The 16,959-nt window shown below is 42.8% G+C and carries 13 protein-coding genes and 1 pseudogene; all 14 read right to left on the bottom strand.

Annotation, left to right across the window (positions count from 1 at the left end; genetic code table 11):
* Window positions 1–168 precede the first annotated feature (168 nt).
* A complete protein-coding gene (locus ACR5KR_RS17435) occupies window positions 169–2,133 on the bottom strand; it encodes a response regulator (RefSeq protein WP_448267345.1) in 1,965 nt (654 codons plus the stop codon).
* Window positions 2,133–2,609, bottom strand: a complete 477-nt coding sequence (locus tag ACR5KR_RS17430) for a response regulator (protein ID WP_322692564.1) — start codon at window positions 2,607–2,609, stop codon at window positions 2,133–2,135. Before ACR5KR_RS17430 ends, ACR5KR_RS17435 begins: the two co-directional genes overlap by 1 nt.
* Window positions 2,606–5,740, bottom strand: a complete 3,135-nt coding sequence (locus ACR5KR_RS17425) for a PAS domain S-box protein (protein WP_448267344.1) — start codon at window positions 5,738–5,740, stop codon at window positions 2,606–2,608. The genes ACR5KR_RS17430 and ACR5KR_RS17425 overlap by 4 nt, the downstream gene beginning before the upstream one ends.
* 4 nt (window positions 5,741–5,744) lie before the next feature.
* Window positions 5,745–5,984 carry a helix-turn-helix domain-containing protein gene (locus ACR5KR_RS17420; RefSeq protein ID WP_448267343.1) on the bottom strand — a complete coding sequence of 80 codons (240 nt, stop codon included), beginning with the start codon at window positions 5,982–5,984 and terminating at the stop codon, window positions 5,745–5,747.
* Between the two features lie 346 nt (window positions 5,985–6,330).
* Window positions 6,331–6,831, bottom strand: a complete 501-nt coding sequence (locus ACR5KR_RS17415) for an HAD family hydrolase (protein WP_448267342.1) — start codon at window positions 6,829–6,831, stop codon at window positions 6,331–6,333.
* A gap of 11 nt (window positions 6,832–6,842) precedes the next feature.
* On the bottom strand, window positions 6,843–7,037 hold the full coding sequence (locus tag ACR5KR_RS17410) for a hypothetical protein (RefSeq protein WP_448267341.1): 195 nt from the start codon (window positions 7,035–7,037) through the stop codon (window positions 6,843–6,845).
* Window positions 7,038–7,040: 3 nt separating this feature from the next.
* Complete coding sequence (locus ACR5KR_RS17405; RefSeq protein WP_448267340.1) at window positions 7,041–7,370, bottom strand: hypothetical protein; 330 nt, start codon at window positions 7,368–7,370, stop codon at window positions 7,041–7,043.
* A gap of 22 nt (window positions 7,371–7,392) precedes the next feature.
* A pseudogene (locus ACR5KR_RS17400) lies at window positions 7,393–11,041 on the bottom strand (nSTAND1 domain-containing NTPase).
* Window positions 11,038–11,358 (bottom strand): hypothetical protein, encoded by a 321-nt coding sequence (locus ACR5KR_RS17395; RefSeq protein WP_448267339.1) that lies wholly within the window; start codon window positions 11,356–11,358, stop codon window positions 11,038–11,040. Before ACR5KR_RS17395 ends, ACR5KR_RS17400 begins: the two are co-directional and overlap by 4 nt.
* A gap of 724 nt (window positions 11,359–12,082) precedes the next feature.
* Window positions 12,083–13,381, bottom strand: coding sequence for a P-loop NTPase fold protein (locus ACR5KR_RS17390; RefSeq protein WP_448267338.1), 1,299 nt, complete (start codon window positions 13,379–13,381; stop codon window positions 12,083–12,085).
* 131 nt (window positions 13,382–13,512) lie between these two features.
* Window positions 13,513–13,788 (bottom strand): type II toxin-antitoxin system VapC family toxin, encoded by a 276-nt coding sequence (locus ACR5KR_RS17385; protein WP_448267337.1) that lies wholly within the window; start codon window positions 13,786–13,788, stop codon window positions 13,513–13,515.
* A gap of 157 nt (window positions 13,789–13,945) precedes the next feature.
* Complete coding sequence (locus tag ACR5KR_RS17380; protein WP_448267336.1) at window positions 13,946–14,176, bottom strand: hypothetical protein; 231 nt, start codon at window positions 14,174–14,176, stop codon at window positions 13,946–13,948.
* Window positions 14,177–14,473: 297 nt separating this feature from the next.
* The gene (locus ACR5KR_RS17375; protein WP_448267335.1) at window positions 14,474–15,949 is read right to left on the bottom strand and encodes a pentapeptide repeat-containing protein; all 1,476 of its coding nucleotides are present in this window, start codon (window positions 15,947–15,949) and stop codon (window positions 14,474–14,476) included.
* A 239-nt stretch (window positions 15,950–16,188) separates the two neighbouring features.
* Entirely contained in the window at window positions 16,189–16,899 is a 711-nt protein-coding gene (locus ACR5KR_RS17370) for a pentapeptide repeat-containing protein (protein ID WP_448267334.1), read from the bottom strand.
* Between the last annotated feature and the right edge of the window lie 60 nt (window positions 16,900–16,959).

Raw genomic sequence — 16,959 nt, 5'->3', positions numbered from 1 at the left:
TTGACAAGAGAATAAAATTTTTATATCAACACGCTGTTGGGGCACAACATTTTTCTGGATTACCAGGAGTATTCCAGGCAATAAAAAAACGATATTACTTGTGAAGAATAGTTTCAAATCTGTAACCTGAAGCCAGTTCAATTACTCAGATCGATCGCAAACCCTAACCTAAGTAGATTGGACTAAGTTAGAAATCGCTACGAGCAATTCCTCTGGTGCTACAGGCTTAACAATGTGCTGTTGAAATCCTGCTTTTAGTGCGTATTGCTGATTGATTTCACCTGCATAAGCAGTCAGAGCGATCGCAGGCATCTTTTTTGCCCCAATTTTTGCTTCCAAATTCCGCACCTGTTGCATCAGCATATAGCCGTTCATTTCTGGCATTCCAATATCGCTGAGTAAGATATCTGGCTTTGACTGGGTTAGCGCTTGTAATGCTTCATCTCCTGATGCTACTGCGGTGACGATCGCGCCAAACTGTTCCAGCACAAAGCTGAAAAAGTCGCGGGTATCATCATTGTCATCCACAACCAGCACTTGTAAACCCATGAGGGGAGAGGAGGAAAAAGCGGCAGTTGAGGAATCAGTATTTGTGTCATCCTCGCTTGTCGTACTGTCTTCGATTAGCGGCAACCTGACTGTAAAAATCGCTCCTTGCTCCTCACCAGGACTTTCCGCCCAAACTGTTCCGCCGTGCATCTCGATCAAGTGACGAGCGATCGCTAAACCTAACCCTAATCCACCAAACCTTCTAGTTGTTGTACTGTCACCCTGACGGAAGTAATCAAATACATGAGGTAAAAAGTCAGGGTGAATGCCCTTACCCGTATCGCTGACGGTAATCTGCGCTTGAGTGTCGATGCGCTGCAATCGCACATTTACTTTTCCCTTAGTCTCAGTAAACTTGACGGCATTCGATAAAAGGTTCCAGAAAACTTGCTGTAAGCGGGCTGGATCGCCCAAAACTTTGCCCACATTTGGATCGAGCTTCGTCTCAATCTGAATAGTTTTAGCCTCTGCTGCTAAATGCACTGTTTCCATTGCGGCTTCAATCGTGGATACCAGATCGACTGGGATCGTGTTGAGGCTGAGTTTGCCTTGGAGGATGCGAGAAACATCTAGTAAGTCTTCAATTAATTGAGCTTGTAATTTGGCATTGCGCTCAATAGTTTTCAGTGCTTTGTTGAGCGATGCCTCATCAAATTTCCGGCTCTGCAACAGTTTTGCCCAACCGAGAATCGGATTCAAGGGCGATCGCAATTCATGAGAAAGTACTGCCAAAAACTCATCTTTGATTCGGTTAGCAGCCTCAGCTTCCGCCCTAGCTATTTGCTCAAGCTGCAAAAGGCGATCGCGTTCTGATTCGCTGCGTTTGCGATCGGTGATATCAGTTAGCATGGCGATCGCACCTAAACACTCACCTTGTTCGTTCAAAATCGTTCTTGCAGAAATCAGTGTCCAGATGTACGAACCATCCTGGCAACGCAATCGCCCTTCTTTGAGATCGCTTCCTTCTCCTTTGAACCACTCCAGTTTTGCTTCATCGGCGATCTCATCAGCCACCATAAAATCAAATATAGAACGACCGAGTATTTCTGCTGCCGGATAACCCAACATCTGAGATATCCGCTGATTCACAAACTCGGTTCGGGTTTTGGAGTCAATCATCCAAATTCCCTCATAAGAGGTATCAACAATTTGGCGATACTTGGCTTCACTTTTTTGTAAAGACTCCTCTGCTTGCTTGCGCTTACGCCGCTCCTTAGCTTCCCGCAATGCGCGTTGCACCGAGGGAACTAACCGCCCTAATCGTTGCTTTAATACATAATCGGTTGCACCATTCTTCAAAGCTTCGATCGCTAATTCTTCACCTAGTACGGCAGAGACAAAGATAAAAGGAACCTCTGGATAGTGATTTCGGGCAATTTCCAAGGCAGAAATTCCATCAAAAGATGGTAAGGCATAATCGGCAAGAATTAAATCGAAAGTTTCTGTTTCCAAAGCAGCTAGGAAATCAGCACCGGTTTCAACTCGGATCAGTTCGCAATTAATTCCCCCTTCAGTTAATATCATTTGGGCAAGCTCTGTATCTAACAGGCTATCTTCCAAGAGGAGGAAACGCAGGACATTCATCAGTTGCTCTCCTTTTGAGGATGAGGAGCCGGAGGTAAAGCACCAACTGGAGGCTGATTGATCACTGCCCAAAACAAGCCAACACCTTTAATAGAATCGGCAAAATCACGGTAATCTACTGGCTTGACAATATAAGCATTCACCCCTAGCTCGTAGCAGCGAACTAGGTCAGGCTCCTCGCGAGAAGAGGTCAGTACCACCACTGGAATTACTCGCATTACTGGGTCAGATTTGAGTTGCGCCAGCACTTCTAGTCCATCAACTTTAGGCAGTTTCAAATCGAGCAACACTACAACAGGATACCCTTCCATTCGCAACCGGAACAACCCCCGGCGATAAAGATAATCTAATGCTTCTTCGCCATCACGTACCACCACTACTTCATTGGCGAGATGGTTTTCTGACAAGGCGGCTAGGATTAACTCTGCATCGTTGGCACTGTCTTCAATTAGCAAAATTCGCTTCAGTTCTTTCATTCACTCTCCTCTTTGGACAATTTAGGCAGCGAGAAATAAAAGGTGGCGCCACTGTCAACTACAGCCTCTGCCCAAACTCGACCATTATGCCGATGAATAATGCGTTGCACGTTTGCCAATCCAACACCAGTGCCTTCAAATTGTGGGTCGCTATGCAGACGTTGAAATACTCCGAATAGCTTGTGGACATATTGCATATTAAAGCCTACGCCGTTATCTTGTACAAAAAAGATAACTTCGTTTTCATTGTCAATACTGCCAACAGTAATTTCTGCTGGGTTTCGAGTCTGGCTATATTTTACGGCATTGCCTATCAAGTTGCGAAGCACCAGTCGCAGCATGGAGGGATCGCCCTGCGCTTCTGGCAGTGGCTCGATGTGCCAATAGATTATCCGTCCTGGGGTTTCTGCGATCGAGTCGCGTTTTACTTCTTGTACCAATTCCTCCATATTCAAGTTGATGTAGCGCATTTCGGTGCGCCCCATCCGAGAAAATGTCAGCAATTCATCGATCAGTATCCCTGCTTGTTTGGCAGTGTCGGCAATTATTTTCAAATAGCGCTGACTTGTTCGATCTAAACTTGTTGAGGTCTGGCGTTTCTGAAGCAATTCGACAAATCCGGCGATGTGGCGCAGTGGTGCCCGCAAGTCGTGAGAAACTGAGTAAGAGAAAGATTCGAGTTCTTTATTAGCGGCTTCGAGTTGGGCAGTGCGCTCTTGAATCCGTTGCTCTAGCATTTCGTTGAGTTGTTGCAGGGCGGCTTCGGCAACTTTGCGATCGTGAATGTCGCTGGCGATGCCCACCCATTTGATAATCTGTCCGTTTGCATCTCGAAATGGTAAACCTCGGACAATATGCCAACGATAGCTACCATCAGAAACTTGACGAAAGCGAACTTCTATTTCGTAGTTGGTGGCGTTAGCAACAGCCTGCATCGAACTTTTAAAGACGCGATCGCGATCGTCGGGGTGAATGACATAAATCCAGCCATACCCAGCGGTCTGCTCCATTGTCAGTCCGGTGAAATCTAACCAGTGTTGATTGCAATAAGTAATACCACCATCGCTACTGCCCATCCAAATGGCCTGTGGTGAGACTTCCGTTAAAATTCGGTATCGCTCCTCGCTGTCACGTAGCGCTTCTTCTGCCAACTTGCGATCGTGGATATCAACACAGGAGCCGATATAGCCAAGAAATTCCCCGGTTGGTGCAAACCGAGGCACACCAGTATCAAAAACCCAACGGTATTCGCCATCACAGTGTTTGAGACGATATTCGATTTGAAAATTTTGTCGGGCATCAAAGGCATGGGTGTATGTATCTAAGGAACGCTGAAAATCATCAGGATGAATACCTTCAGTCCACCCTTTGCCCATCTCTTGCTCCAGAGTCCGCCCGGTAAAATCTAGCCAGGGTTTATTAAAGTAGTTACAAAGTTTGTCAGTGCCGGACATCCAAATTAGTACGGGAGCAGTGTCTGCCATTTGGCGAAAGCGAGCTTCACTTTCGCGCAACGCAGCTTCTGCCCGATCGCGTTCGCGTAGCGCAGCTTGCTGTTCGCTAATATCGGTGACTAACGCCACATACCCTTCAACGATTCCCTGTCTATTAAACTGGGGAACGTAAATGGCATTAATGTAACGTGTGCCACCATCTTTATAAGGAACTTGACTTTCAAAAGTAACCTGCTCTCCTGCTAGTACTTGTTCCACATAAGGACGAAGCACTTCATAAGCGGATTCACCCAATACTTCCCAAAGATGCTTTCCATAAACTTCTGCCGTTGAATGCCCAAACCAATCTTGATAGGCTCGATTGTTGAAGCGGTAGCGTTGTTCTGAATCTACAAAAGTAATCAGAACTGGCAGCGTATCTGTAATTAAACGAAGTTCTGTTTCTCGTTGGCGCAGTGCTTCTTCTATGAGCTTACGGTTGGTGATATCGCGCCAGCAATCTATTGCACCAATAATCTCACCTTGGGAATCTCGAATTGGTACGACATTGGCGATCGCTGTAATTGTAGTACCATCTGGACGTTCAATGATGCATTCTTCATCGCGGATGATTTCACCATAGCGCGTTGCACGGTATAAAGGTAGTTGCTCTAAGGTGAGGGGCGTTACACCATCAGCCAAGAACAGATTGTAAAGCTGAATGTAAGATTCAGAAGACATACCAACGAGAGATTCATTCGGTCTGCCCAAAAGTTTTTGCGCGAGTTTACTGTTAGCGATGATTGGGAAATCAGGAGGGCCAGCAGTAATAGTAATTCCCTCTGGGACGTGTTCTAGGAGCATTTGCAAAATGCTCTGGGCTTCTTCTGTTTGGCGGGAGCGATGCTGGGCTTCTGCTTGGGCTTGTTTGCGTTCGCTTAAGTCAAGTACAAAACCAATGATTGTCCGATCTCCCTGTTTAGCAAAACCAACTAGAACGGTAACTAAAGAGCCGTCTTTGCGGATGTATTCCTGCTCAAAGGGCTTACAACTCCCAGTCATTGTCAGTTCTTGAATCGCTTGCTCGCTGACCTCAATATATTCGAGTGGAACGATCTCGCCCCAGCGGATTCGACCAGAGCGCAAATCCTCGCGTGTATAATTGAGCATTTTGAGAAAGGCATCATTGGCTTCAATGATTAAGCCGTTCAGATTAGCCACAATCATCCCAATAATATTGGACTCGGTTAAGCGACTAAACCGTGCCTCACTTTCGCGTAGTGACTTCAGGTTTGCCTCTGCTTGCCGTTGGGCTGTGCGGCGTGATTCGTTAAGCCAGCTGATTAACCCTGCTGTCAGCATGAACACTACCAAGGGAACTACAATATTCAAATTTGTAATGTTCTGCCCGTGGAGTGGCTTAAAAAAGAAGTAATTGACTGCAAAAGTAGACAAAAGGGTAGCAAGTAACCCTGGCGCCAAGCCACCATACCAAGCACTCACCATCACGGCACCAAAAAACAGTGCCGCAGGTGTTGAAGTGAGATATGGATTGAGTAGCAGAGTTGCCCATAGTGCTAAGGCAACGGATAGGGAAGCAATACCATAGTGCAGCAGTTTCTCCCGGATGAATGCGCCCTTGTCTCTAGTGCCAGCAAAGATTATTTGCGATTCAGATGCCCTTGCCTTACGACTCATAACCCTACTCTGCTTCTGGAAAATACTGAGTTAGCAGTTTTTTGCCAGGTTCACCCATCTTCCGTAACATTTCTTCTATTAGTTTTAGCGCTATGCGTGAAGGGACTGTATGCCCATTCTCCCAACGGTTAACTGTTTTGAAAGAAACTCCGACTTTAGCAGCAAACTGTTTCTGAGAAAGATTGAGCTGCTGACGAAGTTTCCGAATTAAATCTAAAATTTCCAGCCGCTTTGTTAGAGACATCTCTGTGTTTTATCCCCATAGGATAATTAGCGTAGGACAGATGTCTTATTCATTGTCTCTTACTCAGGGAATATTTTAAAAGTGAATGCCTGTAATTTTAGGCACTTATCGATCCCTCCTAACCCCCCCTAAAAAAAGCTACAGTGTACACACAAGTCAAACTCCGTATAAACGGTCATTAGTCATTAGTCATTTGTGTTTTGTGTTTCTAAGGACAAAGAACAAATGACAAAGGACAACCCTCATTAGTTAATGTGCAATTTTAATGCGTAACAGCTTACAATATTGCACAACTTCGTTGATGAATTGACTGCGATCGCTTACCCTTTTAGTACTCTTTTCGTATTTAAGCATTTGCACCCAGAATCGAAGAGTCATAGTGCTGTAGTAGACCTTCTGGCTCGTTGTAAATTGCGATCGCAAGCGATAGTTGTTCATCGCTAAAGCCACCGCAACGCAAAGCAATTACACCTACTCCGGCTTTGTCGGCAGACTCAATATCGTAGGGAGAATCTCTTAGCAGCACGACTTTTTCAGGTGTCATTTGCCCTTTGTTCAAGGCAGCTTCTACAATTTCAGGAGCAAGTTTAAATGCTTTGGCATCATTGGATGTAGTTACTTCCGATAGCAAATCATCTACTTGAGTAATTTTGAACGCGATCTCAAGTTCTTCAGAACTTGCTGAACTAGCGACAACCAGATGCAATCCCGATTTTTGCATCTTTAATATTAAGTTTCTGCCACCATTGGTAGCAGTAATCTGCGGTATATATTTGTCAAATAATAGTTCTTTGCGTAGTTGAGCGATCGCTTTGCCAGTTCCTTCTTTACCATTTAATTCTGGCACTACTTTGGGAATCAGATAATTCTAGAAGGTGCAGATAGCTTGAGCAAAACTGAGAAACCTTTGGAGCGATCGCATGAGACAATTCGAGTAGAGTGCGATCGCCTAGCGTCTCCAAAGGAGAATCGCCAGACTTTTGCCAACCATTCAGATCGTGTCCTTTGAAGTAACCATAATATCCGCATTACCCCACCCCGCCAAAGCTGCACTTTTCAAACCTCGTTTCCAGCCAGAGGCTGGAAATGCCGATCGTTGCGGCTCTGCCGCAAGTCTTGAGGCGGAGCCTCAACGACGAACATCCCCAGTCGGAGACTGGGAACGAGACAACCGAGACAATATCTAAAAGCTTGTTCTCGGCTGGCTTTCACGTTAAGTTGACACCAATGCGCATCACCCCACCCTAACCCTCCCCTTGCAAAGGGGAGGGAACTAGATTTCCGATTTTCCCCCAATGCATCGGGGGGATTAAGGGGGGTAATTTGACTTGTGTATACACGGTAGCCCCTCACCAAGGGGTGGGGTGCAATGACTGTGGTAATCATAACTAAATTAACCGACATCATATTACTTAATATCATCACAAAGACGCTTGTCTCTCTCACCCAAATTCGGGTTATTCTGCAAATAATCATGCAGCCAATTGCAACCCCGCACTAGCAAGTGGTCTAAATTCTCCACAGGCCACAACCGCGCTGTCTTGTCATCTGATGCCGTGGCGATGGTTTTGCCGTCCGGGCTAAAACTCACACTTAAGACTGTGCCTTGATGCCCTTTGAATTCTTGGATCTGTTGCCCTTGCAGGTTCCACAACCGCGCTGTCTTGTCATCTGATGCCGTGGCGATGGTTTTACCGTCCGGGCTAAAACTCACACTATTGACACTGCCTCGGCCTTGATATACTTTGAATTTTTGCAGCAGTTGCCGCCTGTGTATTATTTATTATTTCTCGACTTGCTGCTTGTTGATGTGCTGTTTGTGCTTGTTGATGTGCTGTTTGTGCTTCTTGATGTGCTGTTTGTGCTTTTTGATCTGCTGCTTCTATTTGTTGATCTGCTGCTTCTATTTGTTGATGTGCTTTTTTTACTTCTTGATCTGCTGCTTTTATTTGTTGAGATGCTTTTCGACGTGCTTCTTCCGCATCTTGATGTGCTTTTTGATACTGTACACCCGCTACTTTTATTGCTTCCTTTGTTTGTGTAAGTCTTGCTTGCATTTGCTTGAGAGTGGTTTGGACTTGCTTAACTTGAGATTCTGCTCGCTCTCGTTCTGTCTGTGCTAGTTGTAATTTTACTTCAGCATTTTTTGCGCTTTCCCGTGCATGGGCATTTTTCTCTAGTAATTCTGAGGTTTCCCGTTTTAGCTCTTCCAAGTTTACTTTATAAGCCAACGACTCTTGTGTTGTTGATTTTAATTTTGCTTGTAGGAATTGCTTATTCTTCTCCCCTTCTTGAAACTTCTGCTCTACCTGTCGCTTATTATTATTAGCCACTTGAATTTTATTGAATGCGTATCTTGATGATATACCTGCCAATAATAATAGACATACCGCTAAACCAGAACTCACCATCAACTGCATCCGCCCTTGGCGAATTTGTCGCTTGGCTTCTTGTTGAGCATCAACTAATATCTGCCTTGCATCTTGTTCAAGCTTCAGCTTCTCTTCTGCTTGCAAGCGTTGTTCTCGCTCTCTAGCTAGTTGTGCTAATATCTCATTGCCCTGTTGTTGGCGAATAAACGACACAAGGTAATCATGCACCAATTGATAACGGTCAGCAGGCGATTCTGGTAACAGCAATACTAACCCTGATGCCACAAAAATCTCTAAAACCAAATCTAGTTTATCAACTTCTGCTGGCAAATCTGCGGCTAACTCAGCACGAGTCTTCAGGGGACGAGTACCATTTTCATCTGTGAGTAAATATAAAACCAGTCGAGCAACCTGTTCATTCTCCGCACCACAATCATGAATGACTTCTTCTAAAAATCGCTCAACCAGTTTTTCTTTCGTGCCAAACTGACGATACTTTTCTAAAGTTGTAATTTTATCAGTTTGCAATTGTGTCCCCACAATTTGTAACTCAATCGGGCGTACCTCCCCCAACTCACCTGCTAAATCTCGGACTAATTCATCAATCAATGCAGGTTCTAAGTAAAAGTGAGAGCGTTCTGTTAAACTCTGCACAACTGCTTTAGCATCGGCTGGTGAAAAGTTACCCAAATAATAGCGAATATGTTTATCGAGAATATTATTATTAATTGCACTCAAATTAAACAGACGGTCTAATTCTAATAAATAATGTAAATAATCTTCCCGCAAAGATAGAATTATCTTCACAAAAGGAATATCTAGACAAACTCGTAAAAACTCATAAAATGCTCGTCGTTGGCTTTGGTCTGGATAAACAAAGAAAAACTCCTCAAACTGGTCAAACATTAAAACTGTCAACAAATTCCGGTCAGCATTTCTGCGTAATTGTTCTAAAATAGCTGCTGAAGAATCAAGATTAACAGATAATTGATTGCCTCTAACTTCCTCAAAAGCCTTAGCCAAACTCTGCCCCAACATCCCCACCCAATCTGTATAAACTCGCAACAAAATAGGTAAAGCATCTCGCTCACCAATTGGTTGTTGTTGCAACGCCAGAATTAACCCACCCTGCAAAATTGAACTTTTACCCACTCCTGACTGACCGTGAATTACAGTTAATTTATGCTCAGTCCCGCCAATTCTTTCTCGCAACCGCTTCACATCTTGTCCCCGACCAGAAGCAGCAATTTCTTCAGCAACGGTTTCAGGATTTTCTACTTGCAATGCAGAACTAATTGCTTGTCGCTGCGGATTGAGATAAGATGCACCAACAAAGGCGCGAAAACCATACTGTTGTTCAATTTGTAACTGCTCTTGCTTAATATAAAAAGCTTTGAGATATTCACCTTGCTCAAAGTAAAGTAAGCGCAAACTTTCTAATATAGATATATATAATTGTGGGTTATGTTGATGATTAATTTCAGCTTTTGCAGCTTTTAAACTATTAATTGCTACTTGATATTGACCTAAACCCTGTTGAGCTTTTGCTAAAATAAACCGATACAATCCAAATTCATTTGATTGTAAATTAGGTATCTCAGTTAATATTTGTAATGCTTGCCCTGCGAGTTGATGAGCTTCATCCCAACGTGATTGCTCTAAAGCTACCTCTGCCAAAAAACCATAATCTTGAGCCAACTGCAACGACGTGCCATAATTTTGATGTAGCGGCAAAGATTTATCCACAAGGCTTTGCAACTCTGACCATGCTTGTAAATTTCGCAGAACTCCATCCAGTTTAGTAATATGTTTTGCGACTAAATCAGAACGTTGTGCTTGTTCAAAAATCTCAATAGCTTGCTCAAGGTAATTTCTCGACTCTTGCCAATAGTGTTGATTTTCTGTCTGATTTTTTTCAGCTTGACGGTTATAAACTAAAGCAATATTAACGAGTAATATACCTTGTCGTTCTAAATAATTACTTCGTTGCCAGAACTCCAAACTTTGTTGATAATGTGCTAAAGCTGAATCTATTTGGTCGTGTAGATAATCATTCAAGCCAAGCGAAAACTCTAAACTTGATTGAAGTGCTGCTTCTAATACTTCTCCTCGATTTTGCAAATCCTGACGAGCAGTTTCTAATTCCCGGCACATTTGGAGATTAGGCGTTACTTCACCAGCAAAGATTTCATCACTTTTTTGCTGGAGAAAGTTGACTAATTCATCCGTAGGGTTTTCAAACTCAATGATCGTTGCCCAATTTTCTAAATCAGTTGCTAATCGAATAAATTTTTGCAGAACTGAATCATTAACCCACAACAATATCGGAAACGGGAAGTTCTTTCTAAACTCCTCTCGCACTTGGTTAGCTGAAGTCAGAACTGTATCAATATCTTTAACCGACTCCAAACCAAAAATCATCAATGCAGGTGGTTGTTCATCTCCCAACTGTTCGCGTATATTTGTGTAAAGCGTTTTGACAGATGCAGGTAAAGTAATTTCATGAATGCGTACAGGAGATAATTGATGTAGACGTTGCACCATGCGCTGACGTAAAGCAACATAGTTACAGCGCAGTAAAATCAGCGAAAATGTTTCCTGAGAAAGGGTAATTGTTCGCACCAGAGTTTGCAATGAATGCTCATTGTCAAAGGCTAAATTTTCTGGCTCTTGCTGATTACTCATAACATACAGCAGTTTTCTTTTGCATAAAGTACAAAGCTACGGGTTTTGAGCCAGGAGGTAGGAGGCAGGGGGCAGAAAGGATGACGGACGATTTCTGCTAGTTGTAAAAGCTGTAGTTGTGAAGATGACAACTGACACGGCTCCCGCACTTGTTGAAACGGCTCCCACACTTGTTGATCTAGCTCCCACACTTGCTGATATAGCTCCTGCACTTGTTGATCTAGCTCCTGCACTTGTTGATCTAGCTCCCGCACTTGTTGATCTAGCTCCCGCACTTGTTGATGCAGCTCCCGCACTTGTTGAAACGGCTCCCGCACTTGTTGATCTAGCTAACGTTATTATCTCGTTCCCATGCTCTGCATGGGAATGCTCCTCGTTGAGGCTCTGCCTCTAATCTGGCATTGAGTCAGAGACTCAATGAATGCATTCCCAGTCGGAGACTGGGAACGAGGAAAGTCTTATCAAGCTAGGTTTTTAGGAAATAACTGAAAAACCCAAGGTTTTACCCCACCCTAACCCTCCCCTTATAAAGGGGAGGGAACTAGATTTCTTGTTTCCCCCTTCTCTTTTCCCTTTACCCTTTAACCTTTCCCCCTTATGAAAGGCTACGGTGTACACACAAGTCTTTTACCCCACCCTAACCCTCCCCTTATAAAGGCTACGGTGTACACACAAGTGGTATCTGCAAGGGTTTCAGGCGTTATAGACCCCTTGAATTGTCATTACGAGCGGAGCGAAGTAATCGCATAATCCCGTAGTTAAAGCGATTGCTTCGTCGTTCCTCCTCGCAATTACAGGCTTTCGGAGCGATATCGCACAATCCTATTGCTAGAGGACGAAACCAAGTGTCAGGTAGAATTTCACGACTTGTGTGTACACCGTAGCCTTATAAAGGGGAGGGAACTAGATTTCTTGTTTCCCCCTTCCCTTTCCCCTTTACCCTTTAACCTTTCCCCCTTATAAAGGCGAGGGAACTAGATTTCTTGTTTCTCCCCAATATATCGGGGGGATTAAGGGGGGTAATTGTTCATATATGCCGATTTATAACCTAAATTCTTTGGCTTCTGCCAAAATCGGATTGATATCAAACCACGAACCATCCTCATTCCGGTATTCAAATACAAACATACTGCGGAGCAAAAGTTCGTATCTTTCATGACCTCTCAAGCTTTTCTCTTGCGCCACCTCACGCAGTACTTCCCATTCATCGGGCGTAATTGCCAAAGTTAGCTCATTGCGACGTTGTTTAATCACCCTGTCTACGCACTCTCGCGACAAAGGCGGGTCTTCTTGCTGAAGACAGCGAAACAATAACATCAACAAGTTACGCAAATGACCACCGCTAACTTGGCAAAGTCGCTCTAATGTATCAGGACTATCAAAAACCTCAGTAATTAAATTCTGACTTTGTTCCCAACTGACACCAGGAAAAGCCCTTGCCATAACCATCTGTTGTAACAGTACAATTCCCTGTGAGAATTGCGAACCATTTTGTATCTGCACCGGAACCATTGGCAAAACCTTGGGGTCTACGCCAAAGCGATTTGTTAACCTTCCTAAAGCGTTGGAAAAAATCAACACTAAGGGAATGGTATAAACAACATGACAGTTTAGCTGGTTTAACTGTTCGCCCCGTTCCACAAAGAGATATTCTGGCTGGTAATGACCGGAAGGTTTCTGAGAATTATCCACTCTGTCGAGATTATCTATAATTACCACCAGTCCTTTTTTACCCTGCTGCTTGAGTTTTTCTCTAGCAGGCTTGAGCAATTCTTTGTTAATTGATTCTAAAATGCCATTGGTGCGCGGTTCTAAATATTGGCGTAACTGACTGCGAAGTTTGGGACTATCTTTCGTTTTGGCAGTAATTTTGGCAATACCTACAGATAACTCTCCCCCAAGTTCTATCGGCGTTTGCAAAAATTCACCAAGTTCAGTAAACAGAGTTTGAAAGTATCCAGGCTTAAGATTAATTTTTATTGCTTCCAGACTTTGGCTAACTTCACGAGCTACTGCTAATAAAATATCTGTAACATCAATATCAGCCATATCCAGGCTTTGGCTAGACTCGAAATAAACCACATGAAATCCCTCCCGCTCTAACTCTGCCTTTAGCCGCAGTAATTCAGTGGATTTGCCACAACCGATATGTCCGGTAAACAATTGACAAGTGGGTTGCTCAGGTGAAAGGCGGGTGATAGTTCGCCCAAGTTCTTCAATAATCTTGGCACCACGCACTTTAGAGAAATCAATATAATATTGTCTATCCTCCGGTTTGCTCACGACCAGAGTTTTACTGGGGTTGCAAGCTTGAAAAAACCTGACTAAATCTAGTTTCATCACAAATTACCCGAAATCAGCCTAACGCTCTTGCCCATTTCAGTGATTATACAGACGATAAAGCGGCTATTTCGGAAAAAACTTTTTCAAATTGAGCGATCGCTAGAAGAATGAGTTTAGTTTGATGTTGTTCAAGATGCTAAAACTTCACTGAGGATAACAACAGGTAAACCAGGAAAATTACCAAAGCCTTTATCGTTGGTAATAAATTGGTTAGAATTAACAGATAAAGCTGTTGTAGCATGAATAGCATCGGGTGTTTTGAGGTTACTTGTAGCCCGAAGATTAGCAGATTGTCGCAGTATTATTTTACTAATAGGAATTAACTGCACTTGAGATAATAGTTCTTCATAGTCTGCTACTAAAGAATTATTGCCATTACGCAATGGAACAACTAAAACCTCCATTAATATTAGTTCACTGCTGATGATTTGAATTTCTCCTGCATAAAACTTAGACCATAGCGGTTGCAGAAGAGAGTAATAATCAGAGTTGCCTTCAATAGTATAAATGCCACTGAGGTATCTATATAAATAGAGCCACTTGTTGGAAGTATTAGCTGTCCTATGATAAGCGTTCTTCTTGTAGTTGTCTGTCTATATCCTCAGCAGTTCGAGAAGGGTGTCTCCTATGGCTTTCTTCTATAATGTCCAGTACAGAACGATGTTTGGGTTCAGTTTTTTCTGGTAAAATCACAAATACATCAACGCTATCGCCTATTTCAGCTTCTAGAATTTCAATTTCTATTTTGTTTCCTGGTAAAACTTTGGTTGTGATACGTAAAGCTGATTGCATGGTTTTTCCCTCAACATTGATTAATACTGTAGGCAAGATTATTCTCTTCTACATTCTCCTACAAGCCATAGAGGGCACAGCACTACTCTCATCTATTTCTTATTTTTTGCTAAATGAATAAATAATCTAATAAATAAAATTAAAACTATAAACAAATTTCTGGCTGGTGTGTGCTGTTATCAGACATAGCTTTCATTTTCTTCATCTTCAGAATTGTTAGGGAGACTTTTTGGAAAAACTATAGCATTAAGTGAAAACGGTAGAATACGCCCAAATAACTAATGATGCTGCGATCGCTTAACCCGATTGCCGCCAATGTGTAGGTGCTTCGATATAATCAGGTAAGCGAGTGGTGCGATCGCCAACTGCCTCTCTAATCTGATCCAACTCTAAATTTTTCGCTCCTGTCAAAATAGTCCCTTCCAGTTTGACATCATTGAGGTTAGCTTGGGAAAAGTTAGCTCCCATTAGGTTTGCCTGAGTCAGGTTAGCTTGATAAAAGGTTGCCCTATAAAGGTTTGCTCCAATTAGATTAGCCTGATATAGGTCAGCTTCCGTTAAGCTAGCTTCTGAGAGGTTGGCAAAATAGACTTCTGTTTGGTGGAGTTTGGCTGCATTCAAATTAGCCCCAGAAAGGTTAGCTCCATTTAAGTTCGCTCCACAGAGGTTAGCACCAATCAAACCCGTTTGCTGCAAGTTGGCTTTACCTAATTTTGCTCCTTGCAAGTTAGCTAAAAACAACTTTGCTCCAGAAAGGTTAGCAGCTTTTAAGGTTGCTTGTTGCAAGTTAGCTTTATAAAGATTCGCCCCTTGTAAATGAGCTGCACGCAGACTTGCACCAGAGAGGTTAGCTGAACGCAGGTTGGCTCCAGAGAGGTTAGTACGATTCAGGTTAGCCCAACAAAGGTTGGCTCCATATAAACTAGCTTTTAGTAATTTGGTTTCATAAAGAATCGACCTAATGAGTTTAGCGCCGCTAAGGTCACATCCACTCAAGTCAGCCCCACGCAAGTCAGCCCCACTCAAATCAGCCCCACGCAGGTCTGCTTGTTGCAGGTTAGTTTTTAGCAGGTCTGCTTGTCTAATATCGGTGTTACGTAAATCAAGTTTTTGATCTTTTGGGTCTTCGAGTAAATTACGCCTGCCGATAACAGTTAGGGCTGCTTGAATATCAGTGCGTATTTTGGGGAATTCTTCATGGGGATTTTGCTCTAACTGCGGCGTTGGACGCGACCCACTTCTACGCCGACTTGAGTAAACTGCTCCTTGATATTCCGGCTTTTGTTGCTCGCCTTTTACGTGCTGGATGGGTGCATTCTCTCGCACAAAAGCAGTGAGAATTTCCATAATTGTCCAGTGTTCTTGAGGAAAATCCTGAGCAACCCTTTCTAAAGCATAAATTGCGCCTGTCCGGGTTTCCACCTTTTCATGGCCAAGCTGGGCAATTGCGCCCATAAAGCGCTCTGCAATCAATCTGTCTTGATTGAGTTTGGCATTTTGCAGGCCAATTTCTAAGTTTTTCTCAGATGCGATCGCACTCTTCTGCATCGCTTGGGCACGCCTTGCTGCATAATAAGTATTAAACATTGCTGCCGATGCCAGAAAAACTATTGCAGTAGTTGTTAAAGCTTGGTTTCTATACTGAATTTTTTCTTGAATTGACAATTCTTTAATATTGGACAAGACAAAGAAAATTACAGTCAACGAGCAGCCAAATACCGCTGTTAAAGTTATCAACCAATTCAAAAGAGCGTCTGTCTTTTTAGAAGACATGGTAAAATTTTTCCTTACAACCTAGAATTATTACTTAGATGTTGAGGAAAAATAGTATAGCATTTAGCAGAAATTTATAATAGGTGTCAAAACACTTATTGAACTAGGGAATTATATCTAATATAATTTTACGTCACACATTAAGAAACGTTTGCGCTACAAAAATTCCGAATTACGCTGAGAATAGGAAGTAGGGAATAGGAGTGGGGAAAAAATTTTTCATTCAAACGGATATGATATTACTCAGAGAATTTGGTTTCTCTAAGGTTTGCTTCATCAAGTATGGTGTCATAGAGAACTGCTCCATGCAAGCTAGCTAGATATAAACTGGCACGATGCAGGTTAGCTTCAGAAAGGTTAGCTTTCTCTAGATTAGCTGCACTAAGGATTGCTCCTTCTAAGTTCGCTAGATATAAATTAGCTCCTTCTAGATTAGCTGCACTAAGTATTGCCCCCGCTAGATTTGCTTCTCTAAGATTAGCCCCAGCTAGATTTGCTTGATAGAGATTTATCTGTTGTAGATTCGCCCCTTTCAAGTTTGCTCCTCTGATATCCGTGAAGCTCAAATCAAGTTGCTGATTTACTGGGTCTTTGTTTGCATCTCTTCTGGCGATAACAGTCAGCGCGGCTTGAATATCTAAACGAATTTTTGTTGACAGGTGGCTCGTTACTTCCTCTTGGAGCATATAAGGAGCATTTTTTCGTACAAAACTAGTAAGAATATCTACGATCGTCCAATGGTACTGTGGATAGCTATAAGCAATTTGTTCTAAATCATTAATTACAGCTAGACTGATTTCTATAGTGTTATTTTCTAGCTGTTCGCTTGCTATTCTTAAGCGTCGTTTTAGCGAATGATGCTGATTTTGTTTGACTTGTTGCTGGAAAACAGGTATCCGCAGGAATATTTGGGATAGCTGGATGTGACTTTTTGATAAAATGTTTTTCATGAGATTCAAGAGATTAATAAATAATAGAAACAAATTTTAATATGTAATTTTTATGTAATA

The organism is Nostoc sp. DSM 114159 (assembly GCF_053470285.1).
Note: the sequence above shows the minus strand (reverse complement) of the source record. Positions and strands in the feature narration are given on the sequence as shown.

Bases quoted from the DNA above. Each gene is read 5' to 3' on its own strand.
- ACR5KR_RS17435 (WP_448267345.1), bottom strand. From the start codon at position 2,133: ATGAATGTCCTGCGTTTCCTCCTCTTGGAAGATAGCCTGTTAGATACA.
- ACR5KR_RS17430 (WP_322692564.1), bottom strand. From the start codon at position 2,609: ATGAAAGAACTGAAGCGAATTTTGCTAATTGAAGACAGTGCCAACGAT.
- ACR5KR_RS17425 (WP_448267344.1), bottom strand. From the start codon at position 5,740: ATGAGTCGTAAGGCAAGGGCATCTGAATCGCAAATAATCTTTGCTGGC.
- ACR5KR_RS17420 (WP_448267343.1), bottom strand. From the start codon at position 5,984: ATGTCTCTAACAAAGCGGCTGGAAATTTTAGATTTAATTCGGAAACTT.
- ACR5KR_RS17405 (WP_448267340.1), bottom strand. From the start codon at position 7,370: ATGATTACCACAGTCATTGCACCCCACCCCTTGGTGAGGGGCTACCGT.
- ACR5KR_RS17390 (WP_448267338.1), bottom strand. From the start codon at position 13,381: ATGAAACTAGATTTAGTCAGGTTTTTTCAAGCTTGCAACCCCAGTAAA.
- ACR5KR_RS17385 (WP_448267337.1), bottom strand. From the start codon at position 13,788: ATGGAGGTTTTAGTTGTTCCATTGCGTAATGGCAATAATTCTTTAGTA.
- ACR5KR_RS17380 (WP_448267336.1), bottom strand. From the start codon at position 14,176: ATGCAATCAGCTTTACGTATCACAACCAAAGTTTTACCAGGAAACAAA.
- ACR5KR_RS17375 (WP_448267335.1), bottom strand. From the start codon at position 15,949: ATGTCTTCTAAAAAGACAGACGCTCTTTTGAATTGGTTGATAACTTTA.
- ACR5KR_RS17370 (WP_448267334.1), bottom strand. From the start codon at position 16,899: ATGAAAAACATTTTATCAAAAAGTCACATCCAGCTATCCCAAATATTC.